This window comes from Mesorhizobium sp. M6A.T.Cr.TU.016.01.1.1 (genome assembly GCF_003952585.1).
GTDB classification, from domain to species: Bacteria; Pseudomonadota; Alphaproteobacteria; order Rhizobiales; family Rhizobiaceae; genus Mesorhizobium; species Mesorhizobium mediterraneum.
Genome location: NZ_CP034452.1, coordinates 6,224,088 through 6,241,380 on the forward strand (window position 1 = coordinate 6,224,088; position 17,293 = coordinate 6,241,380).

General features: G+C 62.2%; 18 protein-coding genes. 2 read left to right on the top strand and 16 right to left on the bottom strand.

Translation table 11 applies throughout. The annotated features are described in order from the left end of the window. Positions 1-27: 27 nt before the first annotated feature. From EJ075_RS30195 to EJ075_RS30225, 7 genes are all read right to left on the bottom strand, one after another. Positions 28-774, bottom strand: a complete 747-nt coding sequence (locus EJ075_RS30195) for an SDR family NAD(P)-dependent oxidoreductase (RefSeq protein ID WP_095489574.1) — start codon at positions 772-774, stop codon at positions 28-30. 40 nt (positions 775-814) lie between these two features. After that, positions 815-1,993 (bottom strand): alanine--glyoxylate aminotransferase family protein, encoded by a 1,179-nt coding sequence (locus EJ075_RS30200; protein WP_126106808.1) that lies wholly within the window; start codon positions 1,991-1,993, stop codon positions 815-817. A gap of 24 nt (positions 1,994-2,017) precedes the next feature. Beyond that, entirely contained in the window at positions 2,018-2,824 is an 807-nt protein-coding gene (locus EJ075_RS30205; protein WP_126106809.1) for a 4-pyridoxolactonase, read from the bottom strand. Between the two features lie 49 nt (positions 2,825-2,873). After that, positions 2,874-3,809, bottom strand: a complete 936-nt coding sequence (locus EJ075_RS30210; RefSeq protein WP_126106810.1) for an ABC transporter permease — start codon at positions 3,807-3,809, stop codon at positions 2,874-2,876. Between the two features lie 4 nt (positions 3,810-3,813). Further along, a complete protein-coding gene (locus EJ075_RS30215; protein WP_126106811.1) occupies positions 3,814-4,911 on the bottom strand; it encodes an ABC transporter permease in 1,098 nt (365 codons plus the stop codon). Continuing rightward, on the bottom strand, positions 4,908-6,476 hold the full coding sequence (locus EJ075_RS30220; protein ID WP_126106812.1) for an ABC transporter ATP-binding protein: 1,569 nt from the start codon (positions 6,474-6,476) through the stop codon (positions 4,908-4,910). Before EJ075_RS30220 ends, EJ075_RS30215 begins: the two co-directional genes overlap by 4 nt. An 80-nt stretch (positions 6,477-6,556) precedes the next feature. Next, positions 6,557-7,585: a BMP family protein gene (locus EJ075_RS30225; RefSeq protein WP_126106813.1), complete on the bottom strand. Its 1,029-nt coding sequence runs from the start codon at positions 7,583-7,585 to the stop codon at positions 6,557-6,559. Between the two features lie 97 nt (positions 7,586-7,682). Between EJ075_RS30225 and EJ075_RS30230 the strand changes: the two genes are divergently transcribed. Continuing rightward, the gene (locus EJ075_RS30230; protein ID WP_126106814.1) at positions 7,683-8,108 is read left to right on the top strand and encodes a hypothetical protein; all 426 of its coding nucleotides are present in this window, start codon (positions 7,683-7,685) and stop codon (positions 8,106-8,108) included. A 38-nt stretch (positions 8,109-8,146) separates the two neighbouring features. On the opposite strand, the gene EJ075_RS30235 is transcribed toward EJ075_RS30230, so the two are convergent. The 8 genes from EJ075_RS30235 to EJ075_RS30270 all read right to left on the bottom strand — a co-directional run bounded on the left by EJ075_RS30235 (position 8,147) and on the right by EJ075_RS30270 (position 15,324). Next, complete coding sequence (locus EJ075_RS30235) at positions 8,147-9,157, bottom strand: ABC transporter substrate-binding protein (protein WP_126106815.1); 1,011 nt, start codon at positions 9,155-9,157, stop codon at positions 8,147-8,149. Positions 9,158-9,194: 37 nt separating this feature from the next. Beyond that, on the bottom strand, positions 9,195-10,010 hold the full coding sequence (locus tag EJ075_RS30240; protein ID WP_126106816.1) for an ABC transporter permease: 816 nt from the start codon (positions 10,008-10,010) through the stop codon (positions 9,195-9,197). Beyond that, positions 10,007-10,849 (bottom strand): ABC transporter ATP-binding protein, encoded by an 843-nt coding sequence (locus EJ075_RS30245; RefSeq protein ID WP_126106817.1) that lies wholly within the window; start codon positions 10,847-10,849, stop codon positions 10,007-10,009. The genes EJ075_RS30240 and EJ075_RS30245 overlap by 4 nt, the downstream gene beginning before the upstream one ends. 127 nt (positions 10,850-10,976) lie before the next feature. Next, a complete protein-coding gene (gene fhmpcd1, locus EJ075_RS30250; protein WP_126107514.1) occupies positions 10,977-11,906 on the bottom strand; it encodes a 5-formyl-3-hydroxy-2-methylpyridine 4-carboxylate 5-dehydrogenase in 930 nt (309 codons plus the stop codon). Beyond that, positions 11,906-12,526: a glutathione S-transferase family protein gene (locus EJ075_RS30255; RefSeq protein WP_126106818.1), complete on the bottom strand. Its 621-nt coding sequence runs from the start codon at positions 12,524-12,526 to the stop codon at positions 11,906-11,908. The genes fhmpcd1 and EJ075_RS30255 overlap by 1 nt, the downstream gene beginning before the upstream one ends. A gap of 25 nt (positions 12,527-12,551) precedes the next feature. Beyond that, positions 12,552-12,959 carry a RidA family protein gene (locus tag EJ075_RS30260; RefSeq protein WP_029353627.1) on the bottom strand — a complete coding sequence of 136 codons (408 nt, stop codon included), beginning with the start codon at positions 12,957-12,959 and terminating at the stop codon, positions 12,552-12,554. A gap of 9 nt (positions 12,960-12,968) precedes the next feature. Further along, positions 12,969-14,102, bottom strand: coding sequence for a hypothetical protein (locus tag EJ075_RS30265; protein WP_126106819.1), 1,134 nt, complete (start codon positions 14,100-14,102; stop codon positions 12,969-12,971). Positions 14,103-14,178: 76 nt separating this feature from the next. Beyond that, positions 14,179-15,324, bottom strand: coding sequence for a cupin domain-containing protein (locus EJ075_RS30270; RefSeq protein ID WP_245458048.1), 1,146 nt, complete (start codon positions 15,322-15,324; stop codon positions 14,179-14,181). A 32-nt stretch (positions 15,325-15,356) separates the two neighbouring features. Between EJ075_RS30270 and EJ075_RS30275 the strand changes: the two genes are divergently transcribed. Continuing rightward, positions 15,357-15,602: a hypothetical protein gene (locus EJ075_RS30275; RefSeq protein ID WP_126106821.1), complete on the top strand. Its 246-nt coding sequence runs from the start codon at positions 15,357-15,359 to the stop codon at positions 15,600-15,602. A 17-nt stretch (positions 15,603-15,619) separates the two neighbouring features. On the opposite strand, the gene EJ075_RS30280 is transcribed toward EJ075_RS30275, so the two are convergent. Continuing rightward, positions 15,620-17,248, bottom strand: a complete 1,629-nt coding sequence (locus EJ075_RS30280) for a choline dehydrogenase (protein ID WP_126106822.1) — start codon at positions 17,246-17,248, stop codon at positions 15,620-15,622. Between the last annotated feature and the right edge of the window lie 45 nt (positions 17,249-17,293).

The window sequence follows — 17,293 nt, forward strand, 5'->3', positions numbered from 1 at the left end:
ATGAACCCTTTCAGACGCGACGCGCTTTTAGTGGCGCACCATCCCGGCGTCGACATTCAACGTCTGGCCGGTGATCCAGCGCGCGTCATCGGAGGCCAGGAACGACACAACATCGGCGATATGTTCCGGCTGCCCTTTGCCTTTCATCGCCTGCAGCATCTCGACGAAGCCGAACGCCTCGTTGTGCGGGCTGGCCTTGACGCCATCGCTCTCGATCAGGCCCGGCGTCACCGCGTTGGCGGTGATGTTGTATTTGCCGAGTTCTGTGGCCATCGCCCTGGTGAAGCCTATGACGCCGCCCTTGGCCGCGACATAGGCTGCCATGTTCGGCGTGCCAGCAAAGAAAGTGTTGGAGGCGATGCTTATCACCCGGCCGGCCTTGCCCGCTGCACGCATCTGGTCCGTTCCTGCGCGGCTGACGATGAAGGTGCCGGTCAGATTGACGTCGATGATCTTGCGCCAATGGTCGAGATCGACATCGTCCCAGGCGACGAACGGCACGATGCTGGCATTGTTGACCAGAATATCGATGCCCCCGGTCAGCGCCTGGATCTCGGCGAAGAGCGCCTTGACGGATGCAGGGTCGGAGATGTCGGCGGCAATCGCCTTCGCTTTTCCGCCGATCGACGCGGCCGCCGTTTCGGCGCCTTTCGCGTTGATGTCGCTGACAATGACCGTCGCGCCATCGGCGGCCAAGCGCGCGGCGATAGCCTTTCCGATGCCTTGCGCGGCCCCGGTAACTAGGGCCGTCTTTCCCGCCAGTCGTTCAGTCATGACAACGCTCCCTCAATTTGTGATCTGGTGATTTTCTGGTTCATGTGTCGGCGTCGATAACGGCCAGCGCCGCGTCGATGCCTTTGCCGACCGCGAGTTTCTGGCCCAAGGAATTCATCGCGCCGCCAAGTGCCGTCAGCGCCGCGACCGCATAGATCGGCTGGGCGGTCGGGCCCATATGGCCGATGCGTGTCAGCTTGCCCAATGTTTCGCCGCGGCCAGATGAAAACACCACGCCGTAGCGAGCGCGCGCGGCCTGGCGAAGCGCCGTCTCGTCGATGCCTTCTGGCGTCCGGACGGCGGTCGTGGTCGGCGACGCGATATTGTCGCTCGCGGCCCAGATCGACAGGCCCATGGCAGCAACACCCGCCCGCATGGCCTTGGCGGTGAGCGCGTGACGCGCCCACACCGCCTCCGCTCCCTCGTTGAGGTAGAGGTCGAGCGCGACGTCGAGCCCGTTCATCTCCGCGACGGACGGCGTGAACGGAAACGGCTTGTCCTTCGACCACGCATGCTCCCAGTCGACGATGCTGAGCATCGACGCGCTCGGCGCCAGCGGGTTTGCCTTCATCTTGGCCCACGCCCGCTCGCTGACACCCATCATCGTGAGGCCGGGAGGTGCGCCCAAGCATTTGTTCGGGCCGGTGACGTAGATATCGGCCTTGCACTCCTCCGGATGCGTTTTCATGCCGCCGAAGGACGAAACGGCGTCGACGATTAGATAGGAGCCATGCGCCGAAACCAGCGCGCCGATCGCGTCGATCGGATTGATAGTGCCGGACGGCGTGTCGTGGTGGCAGACGGAAACGACGGTGATTTCCGGATGCGCTTCCAGCATTGCCGCAACCGCCTGCGGGTCGATCGCCTCGTTGTAGGGCACCTCGATTTCGATGAGATGCGGCGAATAGCGCTTCGCCCAATAGCCAAACCCCTTGCCGTAGACACCGGAAGCAAGGTTGAGCACGACGTCGTCCGGCGTGATCAGGGAGGCTGCGGCCGCCTCCAGGCCAAGCACCGGCTCGCCATGAAGAATGACCGGCTTATTCGACAGCCGCATCGCCTTCTGCGCCTTGTCGACCACACGCTCGTAAAAGAGCTGGAACGCCGGGTCGTAATCGTAGAGCACCGTGCGGCCGAGGCCGCGCAGCACGTCGGGATAGGCGTTCACCGGCCCCGCTGTGAGCGTGATGACAGGTTCGGCGTGTTCGAAATAGCGCATGATCTTGTCTCCGGTCGGTGGCGATCAGCCGTAGAATTGCGTGCCGGTCCGATAGGTTTTGAAGTTCTCCATGTCGTGCGAATACATCAGCTCGGCGCCATAATCCTCGGCCAGCTCCTTCACCTTGCGCATCGAGTTGACACCCGCCACCGGGTCGATGTGGAAGGCCGCCTGGCACAGCGTTTCAAGGCTCTTCTGCGTGTAGGCCGCATCGATGGTGAACATGATCGGCTTGCGCTTGGGAAACTCGACCAGCAGGCTGTAATGGCCGATCGAATGACCCGGCGTCGAGATCAGCTTGACGCCCCTGGCAAGCTCGACGTCGCCCTCTATGCCTTCGAAGATCGAGTTGGCCCGAGTCGTGCCCTCCAGCAATTGCGCAGTCGCGCCACGCGCTTCGGCGGCCTCCGCCGAAAAGCTCAGATCGGAATAGCCGAGATGCTCGAAAGGCTGGGGATTGCAGGCCTGCGGCACCTCGGTCCGGTGGCAGATCTTCTTGGCATGCGGAAAATACTTGTTGCCGCCGCAATGGTCGAAGTGGAAATGCGAGTTGACGACGACGTCGATATCCTTCGGCTCGAGGCCGAGCAGCGCCAGGGCGCCGGGAATGGTCTGGTGCTTTTCCTGGATCGGCTTTTCGAAAGGCAGCACCTTCATCACGTGATCATAGTCGTAGCCGGTGTCGATGAGAAACCGGCCCTCGGCATGCTCGATCAGGATCGAATAGACGGGAAAGCGCACTTCGCCACCAGGGCCGCGATTCCAGAACACGTGATAGCCGTCGAGAACAAGCGAGCCGCCGTCGAGCAGGTAGACCTTGATATCCGACATTTTTTGTCTCCTCTTTTGGCGCGGGTCCCGTCCGCGCATGAACCTGTGATCAGCGCGCGCCGCGCTCGTATGGAATGCCGAGCGCCGCCGGCAGGCTGGCCCGACGGCCAAACAGCACCAGCATGACCATCACCGCAAGGAACGGCAGCATCTGGATGACGTCGGTCGGTATGTTGATGCCGGCCACCTGCATGGCCGTCGTCAGCGACAGGCAGACGCCGAACAGCAAGGCGCCGAACAGCACCCAGACCGGCCGGCCGCGCGCCAGCATGGCCAGCACTATGCCGAGAAAGCCCGCGCCATTGGTGATGAAAGGAATGAACAGGCCGGCCCCGACATTGGCAAGATAGGCGCCGCCAAGCCCGGCCAGCGCTCCGGTCGTCAGCACGGCGACGGTGCGGGTTCGCACGACGTCGATGCCGGCAACGTCAAGGGCTGCCGGCTTGTCGCCGGCAGCCTGCAGGTTGAGGCCGAGCTGCGTGCGCCGGTAGATGTAGCCCATGGCGAAAACCAGCGCGACCGCCAGATAGACGATGAGATGCTGCCTGAACAGCGCCGGCCCGATGACCGGAATGTCCGACAGCAACGGAATGACCGTCACGTCCACCGCCGGCAAGCGGGGATAGCTGCGCGAGAACTGGAAATGGTGGAGCAGTGCCGTCAGGCCCTCAAGCCCCAGGGTCAGCGCGATGCCGATGACGATCTGGTTCAGCCCGATGCGCACGCAAAGCAGCGCCATGACCAGCGCCACCGCGACACCGCCGCCGGCGCCAGTGAGAAAGCCCAGCCACAGCGACCCGGAATAAAAGGCGCCGACGAAACCGAGATAGGCGCCGGCCAGCATCATGCCCTCGATGCCGATGTTGAGCACCCCGGCCTTTTCCGACATCTGTTCGCCGAGGCCGGCCAGCAGCAGAGGGATCGCCGCGGTGACCGCGCCAAACAAAAGCGCGCTGAGAAAGACTTCGCTGAACAGCCCGGTCATGGCTTCAGGCCTTTCGCGACTGGTTATAGCGGCGATCAATGTATTCGGCGAGCGCGAGCACGATCAGCACGATGGAGACGAGCACCAGCGTGAAATGATTGGGCACGCCGAGCCGGCGGGCCGCGCTCTCGCCGCCGATCGACAGCACCGAAAGCAGGAACACGAAACCGATCGCGGCAAAGCCGTTCATGCGAGCGAGGAACACGACCGGAATGACAGCCAGCCCGTAGGCGGGGTTCCAGTCGGCGCGGACGTTACCCTGGACGCCGAGGATATCGACAGCGCCCGCAAGGCCGGCCAGCCCGGCCGAAATGGCGAAGACGGCAATGGTGAGTTTCGGCACGCCGAGTCCCGCATGGATGGCTGCACGTGGGTTAGCCCCGACGATCCTCAACTTCAGGCCGAAGGCCGTGCGCGTCATCACCAGATGCACGGTGATGATTGCCACCAGTCCCAGAAGCAATCCGCTGGTGATGGTCGTGTCGAACAGACGCGGCAGCCGGTCCTCGACGGGCAAGGTGCGGGTCTGCGGCACGGTTGTGCCCGGGTCGCGAAACATCAGCTTGACCAGCACGTTGGCAAGCGAGGTGCCCAGAAACGTCATCATCAGCGTGGTGATGATCTCGTTGACGCCTTGATAGGCCCGCAAAAGGGCCGGCACCAGCGACCAGACCATTGCAACCAACATGGCGATGACGAACGAGCAGATCAGCGCCAGCCAGGCCGGCATGACCTCCACGAGAACCGGAGCGCTGGCCGCCGCCGTTACCGCGCCGAGCAGGAACTGGCCATCACCGCCGAGATTCCACATGCCGGCGCGAAAAGCCACGATCAGGCCGGCGGCAAGAAACAGCAGCGGCGCCATGCGCGTCAGCGTCTGTTGGATGCCGAGCGGCGATAAAAGCCCTCTCTTGAGGACAAAGCCATAATATGCAAGCGGGTCGACGCCGACGGCAAGCAGGATGCAGCCGGCGATGATCAACGCGGCCAGGATCGGGCCGAGGGTCATCAGCAGCCGATGCTGGATGTCGCGGCGCGTCGCCACCGCGGCCGTGGCATCGAGGGCGGTTGCGCCGGCAGCTGGTGCGGTGTCGATGCTCATGCGGCAAGCCCGATCATCAAGCGACCGACCTTGGTGCGAGCGTCGTCGGCATTCTCGACGGTGCCGACGAGCGACCCGTTCGAGATGACGGCGATGCGGTCGCACATGCTGAGCAACTCTTCGAGATCGGTGGAGATGAGGAGCACGGCAAGGCCGCGAGCCGCCGTATCGCGGATTCGCTGGCGCGAAGCCAATGTGTTGGCGAGATCGAGCCCATAGGTTGGCTTGTTGAAGATCACCACTTTTGCGCCTTCGGCGAGTTCGCGCGCCAGCAGCACCTTCTGGATATTGCCGCCAGAGAGCCGAGCGACCGGCGTCTTCAGGCTTGGCGTGCGCACGTCATATTCGCGGACCAGTTGGGCCGCGCGCTTGTCGATTTCGGCGCGCTGCTCGACGCCTCTGCGCCAGAAGGGCGCCGCGCCAACCTGCTTCAGGAAGAAATTGATCGAGACCGGGAAGGTCCCGACCGTGCCCTCGCCGAGCCGGTCGTCGGTCAGGTAACGCAGGCCTCTCTGGCGGCGTTCGCCGACGCTCAGCGCCTCGATGGGCTCTCCCTGCAGCCGCACCGAACCGCCCACCGTCGCACGCTGGCCGGCCAACGCCTCCGCCAATTGCTTCTGGCCATTGCCGTCGATACCGGCGATGCCCAGCAGCTCGCCTGGACGGATATCGAACGAAATCGACGACAGGCCCGGTGCATCGTCTGTCGGCGCAACGCCGAGATCATGGACCTGAAGCAGCGGAGCCGCTTCGGCGCGGACGGTGCGAATAGGACGCTCGGCCGCTTCCGGGTCGTCCTTCTGCTTGCCGAACATCAATTCCACGATCTCGGAGATGATCGCCTGCTCGCCCAGCGCGCGAAACCGCTCGGGAGGAATCTCGCCGACCTTGCGGCCGAGTTTCAGCACCGAGATGCGATCGCCGAAGGCCGCCGCTTCCTTGAGCTTGTGGGTGATGAAGACGATCGCCAACCCCTGCTCGACCAAGCGGCGCATCAGTGCGCCCAGCTCATCGATACCCTTCGGCGTCAGCATCGAGGTCGACTCGTCGAGGATCAGAAGCCGGCTGTTGCGCACCATGGCGCGCAGGATCTCGACCTGCTGCTGCTCACCGAGCGAAAGCTCGGACACCTTGGCATGCAGCTTTACCGTGATGCCGAGCGTTCTGGTGATCTCGGCGACGCGCGCTTCCAATTCTTCGGTCTTGGGGCGCTGCCACCACGGTCCGCCGAGCAACAGGTTTTCCGCGACTGTCAGCGTCGGCACCAGCATCATGTGCTGGAATACGGTTCCGATGCCAAGCGCCAGTGCATGGCGGGGCGAAGTGATCGCGGTCGGCTCGCCGTCGACCAATATGCGCCCCTCGTCCGGCTGCTGCAGACCCGACAGCATGCCTATCAGAGTGGATTTTCCGGCGCCGTTTTCGCCGAGAAGCACATGCACTTCACCTGGACGGATCTCCAGATCGACGCTGTCGTTGGCGACGACGCCGGGGAACCGTTTGGTGACGCCTTCAAGCGCGACGATATCGCGCTTAGCGACCGACAATGAGGAAGCACTGCTCATAAAAGCCAAGGCCTTGAAAATATGAAATCGGTCCGGAGGGGCGAACGGATCGCCCCTCCGGCAGCCTGCTGTTAATCGCCTTACTGGGCGACGCTGGTCATCAGCGCCCTGACGGCGGCTGCATCATAGACCGGATCGACCTTGGTCTTGCCGGAAATGACGTCTTCGCGCAGCGCCTGGATCTCAGCCCAAATATTGTCCGGGATCGCAGCGGTCTTCAGAAGCTTGACGGAATCGTCCTTGAGGCCGATCGAGTAGCTCTTCGTGCCGAACGTGTCGGCCTTCAGGTCTGCGATCATCGCCGCATAGACCGGCTCGATGTTCCAGACCACCGACGACAGCAGGAAACCTTTGTCGATGGGCGTCTTGTCGCCGATGACATCGATGAAATAGACCTTGCCGCCATCCCCGGCCTTGGTCGTCTCGACCGCCTGCAGCATGCCGAAGCTCGAGCCGTTGCCCTGGCCGAAGATGATGTCGGCGCCCGATGCGATCACGCTTTCGGTGACGCGCTTGCCGCCGGCCGCATCGCTGTAGGCGGCAGGTCCGATCACAGCATAGGTAACCTTGACGTCCGGGCTCTCGGCCTTCACGCCCTGCGCAAACGCTGCCGACTGCGAGTTCCACGACGGAGGCTCGCCGGACACGACGATGCCGACCGACTTGGAGCGCGACATCTTGGCGGCGAGACGGCCGGCAAGATACGAACCCTCATGACCGCTCAGCGTGTAGTCGGCGACGAGGCCCTTCTCCAGACCGGTCGGTGTGTCGACGATCGCCACCGGCACCTTGGTTTCCTTGGCGATTTCGGGAGCCGAGGTGTTGTAGCCGCTGGCATGAGCGATCAGCAGGCTGGCGCCGTCAGCCGCCAATTCGCGCAGTGTCGGCCGCACGTCGCCATAGCCGAGCCCCTGCGCCACGACTATCTCGACACCGGCAGCTTTCGCCGCCGCCTTGGCAGCGTCGATACCTTGCTGGTTCCAGCCATAATCGGTGCCTTCTTCCGGCGTCAGGATGGCAATGGACTTGACCTCGGCGGCAAGTGCGTTGCCGAGCAAGAGGCCGCTCAATATAACAGCGCTTACGCTGCTCTTCAAAAACTTAGACATGTTACCCTCTCTGTTCGGTTGACCCAAGATATTCTTATTGTTATTGCGCAAAAGCGAGGTAGACTGCCTGAACAATTATATCAGGAGTTCAAGCAAGGTGGTTGTGCGATATGTCCTTTCGATAACGCTGGCGTTCACCTCGTTCGCCAACGCGGTTGAATTGCGGCACATCACTGTGCGGACCGGCACCGACGGGCTCGATCCCGTGCCGCTGACGATCTCGAATGCGGGGCGCGAGGCGCTTTCCTGCAACGCCGACTTCGCCCACTGGTATTCGGCCACGATCGCCACCGCGGCGCCTGGCAAGAGCGCACGTGTCGAGCTGTGGTTCGATCCAAAGACCGGGACGTTTGCGATTCTCAACGACAAGCGCGAAAACCTGCCTGTCGAGCGGCTGTGGTGCGGCCTGGCCGGCCACGCCTACACCAGCCGCGTGCAGATCGCGCTCGACCGGGCCAGTGCCGCAAAGGGGCAAGTGGCCGTGACATGCGGCAGCGCGGACGGCAGGCTGGCCTGCCGGTAGACGCTGACTGTTTGCCACTTCAGACACCGCCGGAACCTTCACTCTGCCGCCAGGAATTTGTCGGTAAAGACGTCGTCTGCCGACAGCGCCGTTTTGAGCACGCCCTGATCCGTCAGCGTCTTCAAGGTCTCTTCCCACTGGGCCTTCGTCATCCAGCCGAGACCGTGTTCCTTCGTCGCCGGGCTGTTGAACGTCGAGGCGATGTCGGCCTTGAGCTGGGCCAGCAGGACATCTTTCTTTTCCGCGTAGCCCGGAACGGCCTTGGCGGTGATCTCGGCGGCTTCTTCCGGATGGGCCGCGACATAGTCGAAAGCTTCCCTGTAGGCCTTCACGAAACGGCGCACGACATCAGGCTTGTCCTTGATCATCGCTTCAGAGGTGAACAACCCCGAGCCATAGGCTTTCCAGCCATGATCGGCGCCGAGCATGATGCTCAGCGACCCCGGGCCGCCGGCCTTGGCTTCGAGTTCGGGCACTTCGGCGTCGAGATAGCCGACCACTGTCTGCACACGCCCGAGCAGTAGGTAGCTTTCGTAAGGCGGCGAGACGCTGTTGAGCGTCATGTCCTTCTCGCTCATGCCGTTGGCGGCCAGGAAGCCCCTGAAGAAGATGTAGGTGGATCCTGCCGGGTGGATGCCGATGGTCAGGCCCTTGAGGTCGGAAGGCTTGGTCAGCTTGAGCGTCTTGGCGAGCGAGATGATGCCCAGCGGCGACTGCTGGTTGACCGCCGCCAGCGCCACGACGGGAACATTCTGCGACCTTGCCACGGCAAGCGTGGGAAGATCGCCGAAGCCGAATTCAGCGTTGCCGTTACCCACCAGGCGCATGGCGTCTGGCGAGCCGGAGCCCTTGCGGACCTCGCTCACATCGATGTCGTTCTTGGCGAAAAAGCCCTTGTCCTTGCCGACAAAGAACATGGCGTGATTGCCGCGCACGACCCAATCGAGCTGAACGTTGACCTTATCCGCCGCCAGCGCCGCGTTCGAGAAGCCAAGCGCGCCGACAAACGCCGCAAAGGTGGCTGCCTTGATAAGAGAGCGTCTCAGCATGTTTGTTCCCTTCTTTGATCTTGGTTGTTCGAGAAGCCTAGGCCTGGCTGAATTTCGGCGCCCACGGCACCACGATGCGTTCGAGAATTTCGGCTGCGTAGTAGAAGGCGATGCCGAGCACGGAAACGAGCAGCAGCGCCGCAAAGACCAAGGGCGTGTCGAGTTGGGTCGACGCGAACTGGATGACGTAGCCGAGCCCGTCCGAGGCTCCGGCAAATTCGCCGACGATCGCGCCGATCACACTCAGGGTCGCTGCAATTTTGGTTCCAGCCATCAGGCTCGGAAGCGAGTGGGGAACACGGATCCTGAACAGGATCTGGGTCGGGCTGGCACCAACCGAATTCATCAGCGACAGAAGCGAACGGTCGACCGACTGCATGCCAGCCAGCATCGACAGCGTCACCGGGAAGAAGGCAATGACCAGAATAAGTCCGATTTTGGGGGCGAGCCCGTAGCCGAACCAGAGGATGAAGATCGGCGCCAGCGCAACTTTCGGCACGTTCTGGAACAACACGACGAGCGGGTACAGAGCGCGGCCCAGCCAGTCGAAACGCACGATGACGAGAGCAAGCGCAATGCCGACTATGACCGAGACAAGAAAGCCAAACAGGATTTCGCCCGCCGTGACCACTGTCGCCTGCATGAGAGTGCCCCATTGCGCAACGAGCGATTTCGCAATCTCGGATGGGGCAGGAACGATAAAGGAGGAAATGGAGAATATCCGCACCGCGGCTTCCCACAACACGATCGTCACCAGCAAAAGGATGACCGCCGGAAGCCAGCTGCTTGTCGCCGCGTTCCAGCCGGAAACAGGCTGTGGCTGGGAGAGTTTCATGAGAGGTTGCTCGCTCACGTCGCGCCTCCTGGCTCATGACTGGATCGCAGCATGGTCCGAAGCTGAAGCACCAGCCTGACGAATTCGGGGACTTCGGTCACGGAAGTGTCGCGCGGATAAGGCAGCGGAATGTCCAGGCTCTGGGTAATGCGTCCTGGGTTGATCCCCAGCACATGGACCTGTCGGGACAAGTGAATGGCTTCATCGATGGAATGCGTCACCAGGACGATCGTCTTGCCGGTCCGCTGCCAGATCTCTAGCAGCGACTGACCCATCGAATCGCGGGTGATCGCATCAAGCGCGCCAAACGGCTCGTCCATCAGCAAGACCGCCGGATCGAGCGCCAGAGCCCGGGCGATGGCGACCCGCTGCCGCATGCCGCCAGACAGTTCGTTTGGGCGCTTGTGGGCGGCGTCGCCAAGTCCCACCAGTTCCAGCATCTCCTGCCCACGCGCTCGCAGCGCCGCGCGCGACATCGACTTGTCGGCGATGCCGAGCAGCATCGAGGCATTGTCGACGGCGTTTTTCCACGGCAGCAGATTGGCGTCCTGGAAGACGAGACCGATCATCCGTTTGCGCGCCGCCTCGCCTGGTGAAACGCCGGCAACCGAGACGCTGCCGCTGCTCGGACTGACCAGCCCAGCCAGCACTTTGAGCAATGTGCTCTTGCCGCAACCCGAAGGGCCGATCAGGGATACGAACGACCCTTTCGGAACCGAAAGATCAATATCCCTAAGGATCAGCTGCCGGTTCTGATCCGTGCCCATCACCACCGAAACGCCCTTGGTGGAAATGAGATCGTCGTGGCGGATGTGGGTCGGTCTGCCACCGGCGGGTCGAATGGTTTCAACCTGCATGGCTGGCTGCCCCATACGCGTTCATTACTTGCACACCCGCCTTGACGGCGATGTTCCCGGCCCCATGCGCACAAGCGGCCAACCGGCAGAACTCCCCAACCTGGCTGCGCGCAACTTGTGCCATCGCCTACTCCCGGCCTTCGAGGATGCGGCGCACGGCGACCAGCTTGCGCGCCCGTTCGCCTTGCAGCGCCTTAATCTGCTCGGGCGTGTAGGAGAACATGCCCTCGCCCGATTTGATGCCGAACTTTGATGCGCCGGTCTTCTCCAGAACCATCGGCGCGACATCATCACGATTGGAAAGATCGGCGTTGAGGAACGACGAGACGGATTTGTAGATATCGAGGCCGGCCATATCGAGCAGCGCCATTGGCCCGATAACGGCGATCTTGTAGCCGATGCCCCAGGAGACGCAGGTATCGAGATCCTCCGGCTCGATGACGCCGCGCTCAACCAGATCGACAGCCTCGCGCAGCAGCGCGTAAAGCACGCGATTTTCGACGAAGCCGGGAACGTCTTTCTTCACGACCACCGGCAACAGGCCGATCGAGCGGATCAGCTCGCGTATGGTCGCCACGGTTTCAGGCGCGGTCTTCTCGCCGCCGATCACCTCGATCATCGGAATGATGTGCGGCGGGTTCGACCAGTGCATGCCGACCATCCGTTGGGGATGGGAGATATGGGCCTGCAGCTTGGTGATCGGAATGCCTGAGGTATCCGAGGCGACGATCACCGAAGAACCGATCAGCGGGTCGATGGCACGATAGGTCTCGGCCTTGATGTCGATATTCTCAGGCACGTTCTCGATGACCAGCTCCGCACCATCGACAGCCTCGGCGAGGGTGCGGACGAACCGCACCGTGCCCGCGCCCGCAGTCGGCCCCTTGATGTCGAGCCGGTCCAGAACCCCGCCGGCCAAATCGAGCATGCCGCGGGCGCGTTCGACCGCAACTTCGGAAACATCATACGCCGCCACGTCGAGCCCGCCCCGCGAAAGCCGCGCGGCGATGCCCGGACCCATCGTTCCCAGTCCGATGAGGGCGGCGCGCTTGATCATCATGCGGCCTTTGCGGGAGCCGCGGCGGTCGCCGCCTTGAAGGCCGGACGAGCGGCGATCGCGGCCACCCAGCGCTCGAGATTAGGCAGCGACGGCCGGTCGATCTTGAAGTCGATACAGCGTTTCAGGATCGGCGCGCAGGCGATATCGGCGATCGTCAGCTTGCCCAGCGCCAGGAAATCCTTGCCGGCCAGATGCCCGTCAATGATCTTGAGTTGCGCCACAAGGTCCTTCACCTGTTCCTTGTATTCGGCGGTCTGCTCTTCGGGCGTCAGCTTGACACCCTTGAAGGCGGCCATATAGCCGGGATTGACCGCCGCCAGCAGAAAATCCATCCAGCGCTCGACCTCGGTCTTTTCGGCAGGGGTGGCGCCATTCAGCTGCTCGCCGCCGGATGCCGCGAGATAGCGCAGGATGGTGTTGGACTCCCAGATCACGGTGTCGCCGTCGACCAGCGTTGGGACCTTCGACGTCGGGTTGAGTGCCTTGTATTCGGCCGTCTGGGTGTTTTCGAATTGGCGGCCGTAATCCTCGCGCTTATATGGCGTACCAAGCTCTTCGAGCATGAAGAGCACCTTTTGAACGTTGCCCGATGTCTGGCGTCCCAAAAGCTTGTACATGTCGTCTCCTCGATTGTGTCGTGGCCTACTTGCCGGCCGGCAGCGGCTTGTAGACGATGGCGTCCATTTCGATCTTGGTGTTGATGACGGCCTTTGCCTCGACGGTCGTGCGTGCCAGCACCGCGTCGCCGATCCCTTCGAGGAACGCCTTGTTGTAGCGGCCGAAGTCGCGCGTATCCTCGAGATACGTCGTTATCCGCACGACATCGGAAAGCGTTGCACCCTCGTCGGCAATGACGCGCGCGATAGTCTTCAGCGTCGCCAGCGTCTCTTCCTCGATCGTGCCGCTGATCATGTTGTTGTTCTCGTCCTTCGGCACCTGGCCGGAGACGAAAATGAAATCACCGGCACGCACCGCCGGATGAAACGGCAGGTTCGGATTCTTCTTGCCGATTGCGTAGTGACTGGCGGATTTTCGCGTGCTGTCGCTCAACCTGTCCCCCTAGAGAACGCTGGTTTCGATGATGTCGACACCACGGATACGGTCGATCAGGTAGACGATGCCGCGGTCGTCGATGGTGACGTCGTTGGAAGATGAGCGCTCGGCGCCTTCAGGCGCATCGGGCATGAAATGGCCGACCTCCTTGGGTGCGAACGGGTCGGCGATGTCGACCAGCCGCAGCCCCTGCGCGAACCATGCAAACGGAATGATGGTGCCCTTGAACCGTTCGGAAGGCTGATGGCAGCCGGTCATCGGCGGTTGCGGTGCGCCGTCCGGGTCGAGGCCGGGCACCTGGAAGGTCGAGATCGGCAGCGGGTTCGTCTCGTCGGTGATGTCATAGATCCAGGTGAAGGCCGGCGGCGAAGGCCGGAGCTTGGCGACATCCTCGTCCGCCACCACCATGATGTTGCGGCCCTTGAGCGGCTGCGGGATCGGCAGGCATGTATGCGTGGGATGCGGAAAACTCGGGCTCGAATTGATATGCGAAACAAGCTTCGGCTTCGAAATGTCGGAAATGTCGAGGATGAACAGGCCGTGATGCCAGTAGCTGACATAGAGCCGGTCGCCCATGCGCAGCGGATGGTGGCAGCGTGGCGTGACGTAGTCATGCCACGGATACTCTTCACCGCCGCCGGTCCACTGGCCTGGTATCCACCAGCGCCCGACCTCGACCGGGCTCGCCGGATCGATCAGGTCGAGGATCATCACGATGTTGCCGACATAGCCGTCGGCGGTTGGCGAGATATAGGCGTAGCGGCCGTCATAGTCGTAGCGATGCACGCCATGGCCGCCGGTTATCCACTTCGAGATGAGCTTCGGCTCTGCCGGCCGGCTCGTGTCGTAAAGCGCCAGGCCACCGCCGAAATCGGCAGGGCCCGCATCGCCGAAGCGCTCGTGGTTGATGATCATCAGACCGTCCTGGGCGCGCACCTTGTGTGAATGCCAACCCGGCGGAACATCGATCGTCGCGATCTTCTTCGGATTGCGCGGATCGGAAATATCGACCAGCGTCGTGCCGCTCGGCGGACGCATGTGGCCGATATAGAGAACGTTGCGGTCGACCCAGACCTGACCACCGCCCGGACAGTCGATATGGCCGATCAGCTTTGTGTTGAACGCCGAAACCAAATGCATACGCCCTTGCTGCTGAAAACGTCTTTTTCGGTGTCCGCGCCACTATGGCGGCGCGGACAGGTTTCCGCTGCAAAAGCTAGACGATGCGGAGTAGATCGCCGGCCTGGTTGCGGCCCCAGCGCTTGTAGAGGAGCAGCGCCTTCTGGGTCGGCGCATCGGTCGCGCCGAAGAAGATGACCGGCTCGGACGAGGAGCCATTGACGTGCTCGACCCAGGAACCACCCGGTATGGCGATCGTGTCGAACTGGTTCCAGTCGTAGCGCTTGCCGTCGATGATTGAATGGCCATTGCCGCGGAACGGCGCCAACAGCAGGCTGGCGGTCTCGCGCTGCGGCAGCGTCTTTTCGCCCGGCCGCAACATCTGGACGTAGAAGTTGATCGTGTGGAAGACCGGGCCGCCGGTGGTGGGGTCGACATAGTCGATGACGATACCTTCGTGCGGATCGCCGTCCCAATCCTTGTGGGCATCTAGGATCGCTTCCATCTTCTCCCAGCGATAGACATACATCGGCGACGACAGGCCGCCGCCGCGTTTGTGGTCGACGAAGCGCGGCATCAGGCCGCCCTCCCCATAGATGCGTTGCGAATAATCGCTCGGGAAACGGGCGGTCTGCACCTTCTTCTCGACTTCCTTGCCGTCGACCATCTCGGTGTATTTGTGGTCGAAATGCACGGCGTGCAGTGTCTCGACCAGCGGCAGGTCGAGAACCGAAAGGTTGACCGCCTGCTCGCCGCCGACAGTGCCGTGATTGTGCCAGGCATCATTGGGTGTCAGCACCATGTCGCCGGGGCCGAAAACCACATCCTCGCCTTCGACGCCGGTAAAGTTGCCCTTGCCGGTCAGGCCAAAACGTATGGCGCTCGGCGAGTGCTTGTGCGGCGGCATGATCTCGTCTGGATCATTCAGGCGATAGGCGGTGTACATCGTGCTGACCGATGCGCGCTTGGGCGCAAGACCGGGATTGACCAGGATCAGCGAGCGGCGCTCGCTATCGTCCATGGTGACCAGTTCGGCGGCGCGCTGCAGCAGCGGCTCGATGTCGGCATAGGACCAGACGAAGGGTATCGCCTTCGACGTCGCCATGAGCTGCTTAATCTCGTCGTGATCGACGCCTTCCGATGTCGCCCAGAACGGAAACATGTTCTTTTCGTAGAGGGCGTCATACAGGCCCTTCAGCGCGGCCTTCTTGTTGGTGACGGCAAGGTCTGCTGGTTGCGCCATGGACATGTCTGACACCTCTCTTCGCGAAGAAAATGCATTTAACCAACTCAACCGTATTCGGATTGGTTTTGCTCGACAATCCCAAAACTGAGAATCTTTTAAGTTTTTGGTTGAGTGCTTTTCTGAAAGGCAAATGCCACGAAAAGCGGCAGAAAAACTCGGAAATGCGCGAGAAAACGGATAATCGAGCAGATGCAGATCAAACTACCGCGACCGCAGCAACTGCTCGGCAGCCCAACCAATTCGAATTTTTCTTTCAACCAAAGGATTTTGGTTGAACACCGGGTGCCGCCAATCAGGCCGCCATGGCTTGTTCAGCACGGCTGCGGATCAGGTCCGAGGCCTTTTCGGCGATCATGATGACCGCCGCATTGATGTTCCCGCAGATGAGGTCCGGCATCACGGAAGCATCCACTGCGCGAAGACCGGCAACACCGCGCACCCGCAGTTCGGGATCGACCACCGACCCGGCGTCGACACCCATGCGACAGGTGCCGCCGGGATGGTGCACGGTGATCGAGGTCTTGCGAATATGCTCATCGATCTCGTCGTCGCTCTGGCATTGCGGCCCCGGAAAGAATTCCGAGGCGATAAACGGCGTCATCGATGGTTGCGCAGCGAGGTTGCGCGCCACGCGGAAGCCGGCGCGGAGCGACTGCCAGTCACGCGGTGAGGACAGGAAATTCTGGTGGATCAGCGGCGCGGCCAACGGGTCGCTCGACGCCAGCTTCACGCTCCCCCTGCTCTCCGGCTGGACGGCGACGATGCGCGTCGCAAAACCATCGGCGAAGGGCGCCTTGAATGGTGCCATGTAGGGCCATGCGGCAAGCGGTGCAGCCGTGAAAAGCAGTTGGACGTCCGGCAATGGCCGACTTGCATCGCTTTTCAGGAATGCCACGACCCCGCCAGGCACATCGCCAGAAAAGCCCTTGCCGGTGAGATAGGTCTTGACGAAATCCAGCCCGATACGATCGGCCCGCATCATCTTGAGGAATGGTCCCGGCTGCTTGCGCCGATACATCAAAATGACTGAAACGTGGTCCTGCAGGTTCTTGCCGACCTCCGGACGGTCGACTTTCGCCTCGATACCATGCGCGGCGAGCTCGCCACTATCGCCGATCCCCGACAGCATCAGCAGTTGAGGCGTATTGATGACACCACCGGCAAGCAGGACCTCACGCCGTGCCAAAACCTGGTGGCTCGCGCCGCCTCTGGTATAGGCGATGCCGGTCGCGCGCACATCCTTCAGCAGGATCCTCGTCGCCATCGCGCCGGTCAGCACCTTGACATTGCTGCGGCGCATGGCGGGACGCAGATAGGCCGACGCGGTCGAGCAGCGGCGACCGTTTGCGATCGTCATCTGCAGGCGACCAAAACCTTCCTGCACGGCGCCATTATAGTCGTCGGTCTGAGGATATCCGGCATCCCGGCTGGCGGTGGCAAAAGCATCGATCAGCTCGTCCTTGTAGCGGCAGAACTGGGTGTTCAGCGGACCGCTGCCGCCGCGATAGTCGCTCTCGCCCTTTTCCCAGCGCTCCTGCTTCTTGAAATAGGGCAGCACCTTGTCGAACGACCAATCGGTCAGGCCGCTGGCCGCCCAGCGATCATAGTCGCCACGATTGCCGCGCACATAGGCCATGGCGTTGGTGGAGGAGGAGCCGCCGATGACCTTGCCGCGTGCGCATTCGACCTTGCGTCCGCCGACATTGGCCTCGGGCTCGCAGAAATACATCCAGTCGTGACGGCGCTCGGTCAGAATCTTGCCCCAGCCAAGCGGGATATGGATCATCGGATCGCGATCCCAGTCCCCGGCTTCCAAGAGCAGCACGGAAACATCCGGATCTTCGCTCAGGCGGTTTGCAAGCACGCAGCCGGCCGACCCGGCTCCGACAATGACATAGTCAAATGTTTCCCCAAACGGCATGCACGGTCCTCGGGAGAAGGACGGCCCCACCGAGATGTGAGCCGT

Bases quoted from the DNA above. Each gene is read 5' to 3' on its own strand.
- EJ075_RS30195 (WP_095489574.1), bottom strand. From the start codon at position 774: ATGACTGAACGACTGGCGGGAAAGACGGCCCTAGTTACCGGGGCCGCG.
- EJ075_RS30200 (WP_126106808.1), bottom strand. From the start codon at position 1,993: ATGCGCTATTTCGAACACGCCGAACCTGTCATCACGCTCACAGCGGGG.
- EJ075_RS30205 (WP_126106809.1), bottom strand. From the start codon at position 2,824: ATGTCGGATATCAAGGTCTACCTGCTCGACGGCGGCTCGCTTGTTCTC.
- EJ075_RS30210 (WP_126106810.1), bottom strand. From the start codon at position 3,809: ATGACCGGGCTGTTCAGCGAAGTCTTTCTCAGCGCGCTTTTGTTTGGC.
- EJ075_RS30215 (WP_126106811.1), bottom strand. From the start codon at position 4,911: ATGAGCATCGACACCGCACCAGCTGCCGGCGCAACCGCCCTCGATGCC.
- EJ075_RS30220 (WP_126106812.1), bottom strand. From the start codon at position 6,476: ATGAGCAGTGCTTCCTCATTGTCGGTCGCTAAGCGCGATATCGTCGCG.
- EJ075_RS30225 (WP_126106813.1), bottom strand. From the start codon at position 7,585: ATGTCTAAGTTTTTGAAGAGCAGCGTAAGCGCTGTTATATTGAGCGGC.
- EJ075_RS30235 (WP_126106815.1), bottom strand. From the start codon at position 9,157: ATGCTGAGACGCTCTCTTATCAAGGCAGCCACCTTTGCGGCGTTTGTC.
- EJ075_RS30245 (WP_126106817.1), bottom strand. From the start codon at position 10,849: ATGCAGGTTGAAACCATTCGACCCGCCGGTGGCAGACCGACCCACATC.
- fhmpcd1 (WP_126107514.1), bottom strand. From the start codon at position 11,906: ATGATCAAGCGCGCCGCCCTCATCGGACTGGGAACGATGGGTCCGGGC.
- EJ075_RS30255 (WP_126106818.1), bottom strand. From the start codon at position 12,526: ATGTACAAGCTTTTGGGACGCCAGACATCGGGCAACGTTCAAAAGGTG.
- EJ075_RS30265 (WP_126106819.1), bottom strand. From the start codon at position 14,102: ATGCATTTGGTTTCGGCGTTCAACACAAAGCTGATCGGCCATATCGAC.
- EJ075_RS30270 (WP_245458048.1), bottom strand. From the start codon at position 15,324: ATGGCGCAACCAGCAGACCTTGCCGTCACCAACAAGAAGGCCGCGCTG.
- EJ075_RS30275 (WP_126106821.1), top strand. From the start codon at position 15,357: ATGCATTTAACCAACTCAACCGTATTCGGATTGGTTTTGCTCGACAAT.
- EJ075_RS30280 (WP_126106822.1), bottom strand. From the start codon at position 17,248: ATGCCGTTTGGGGAAACATTTGACTATGTCATTGTCGGAGCCGGGTCG.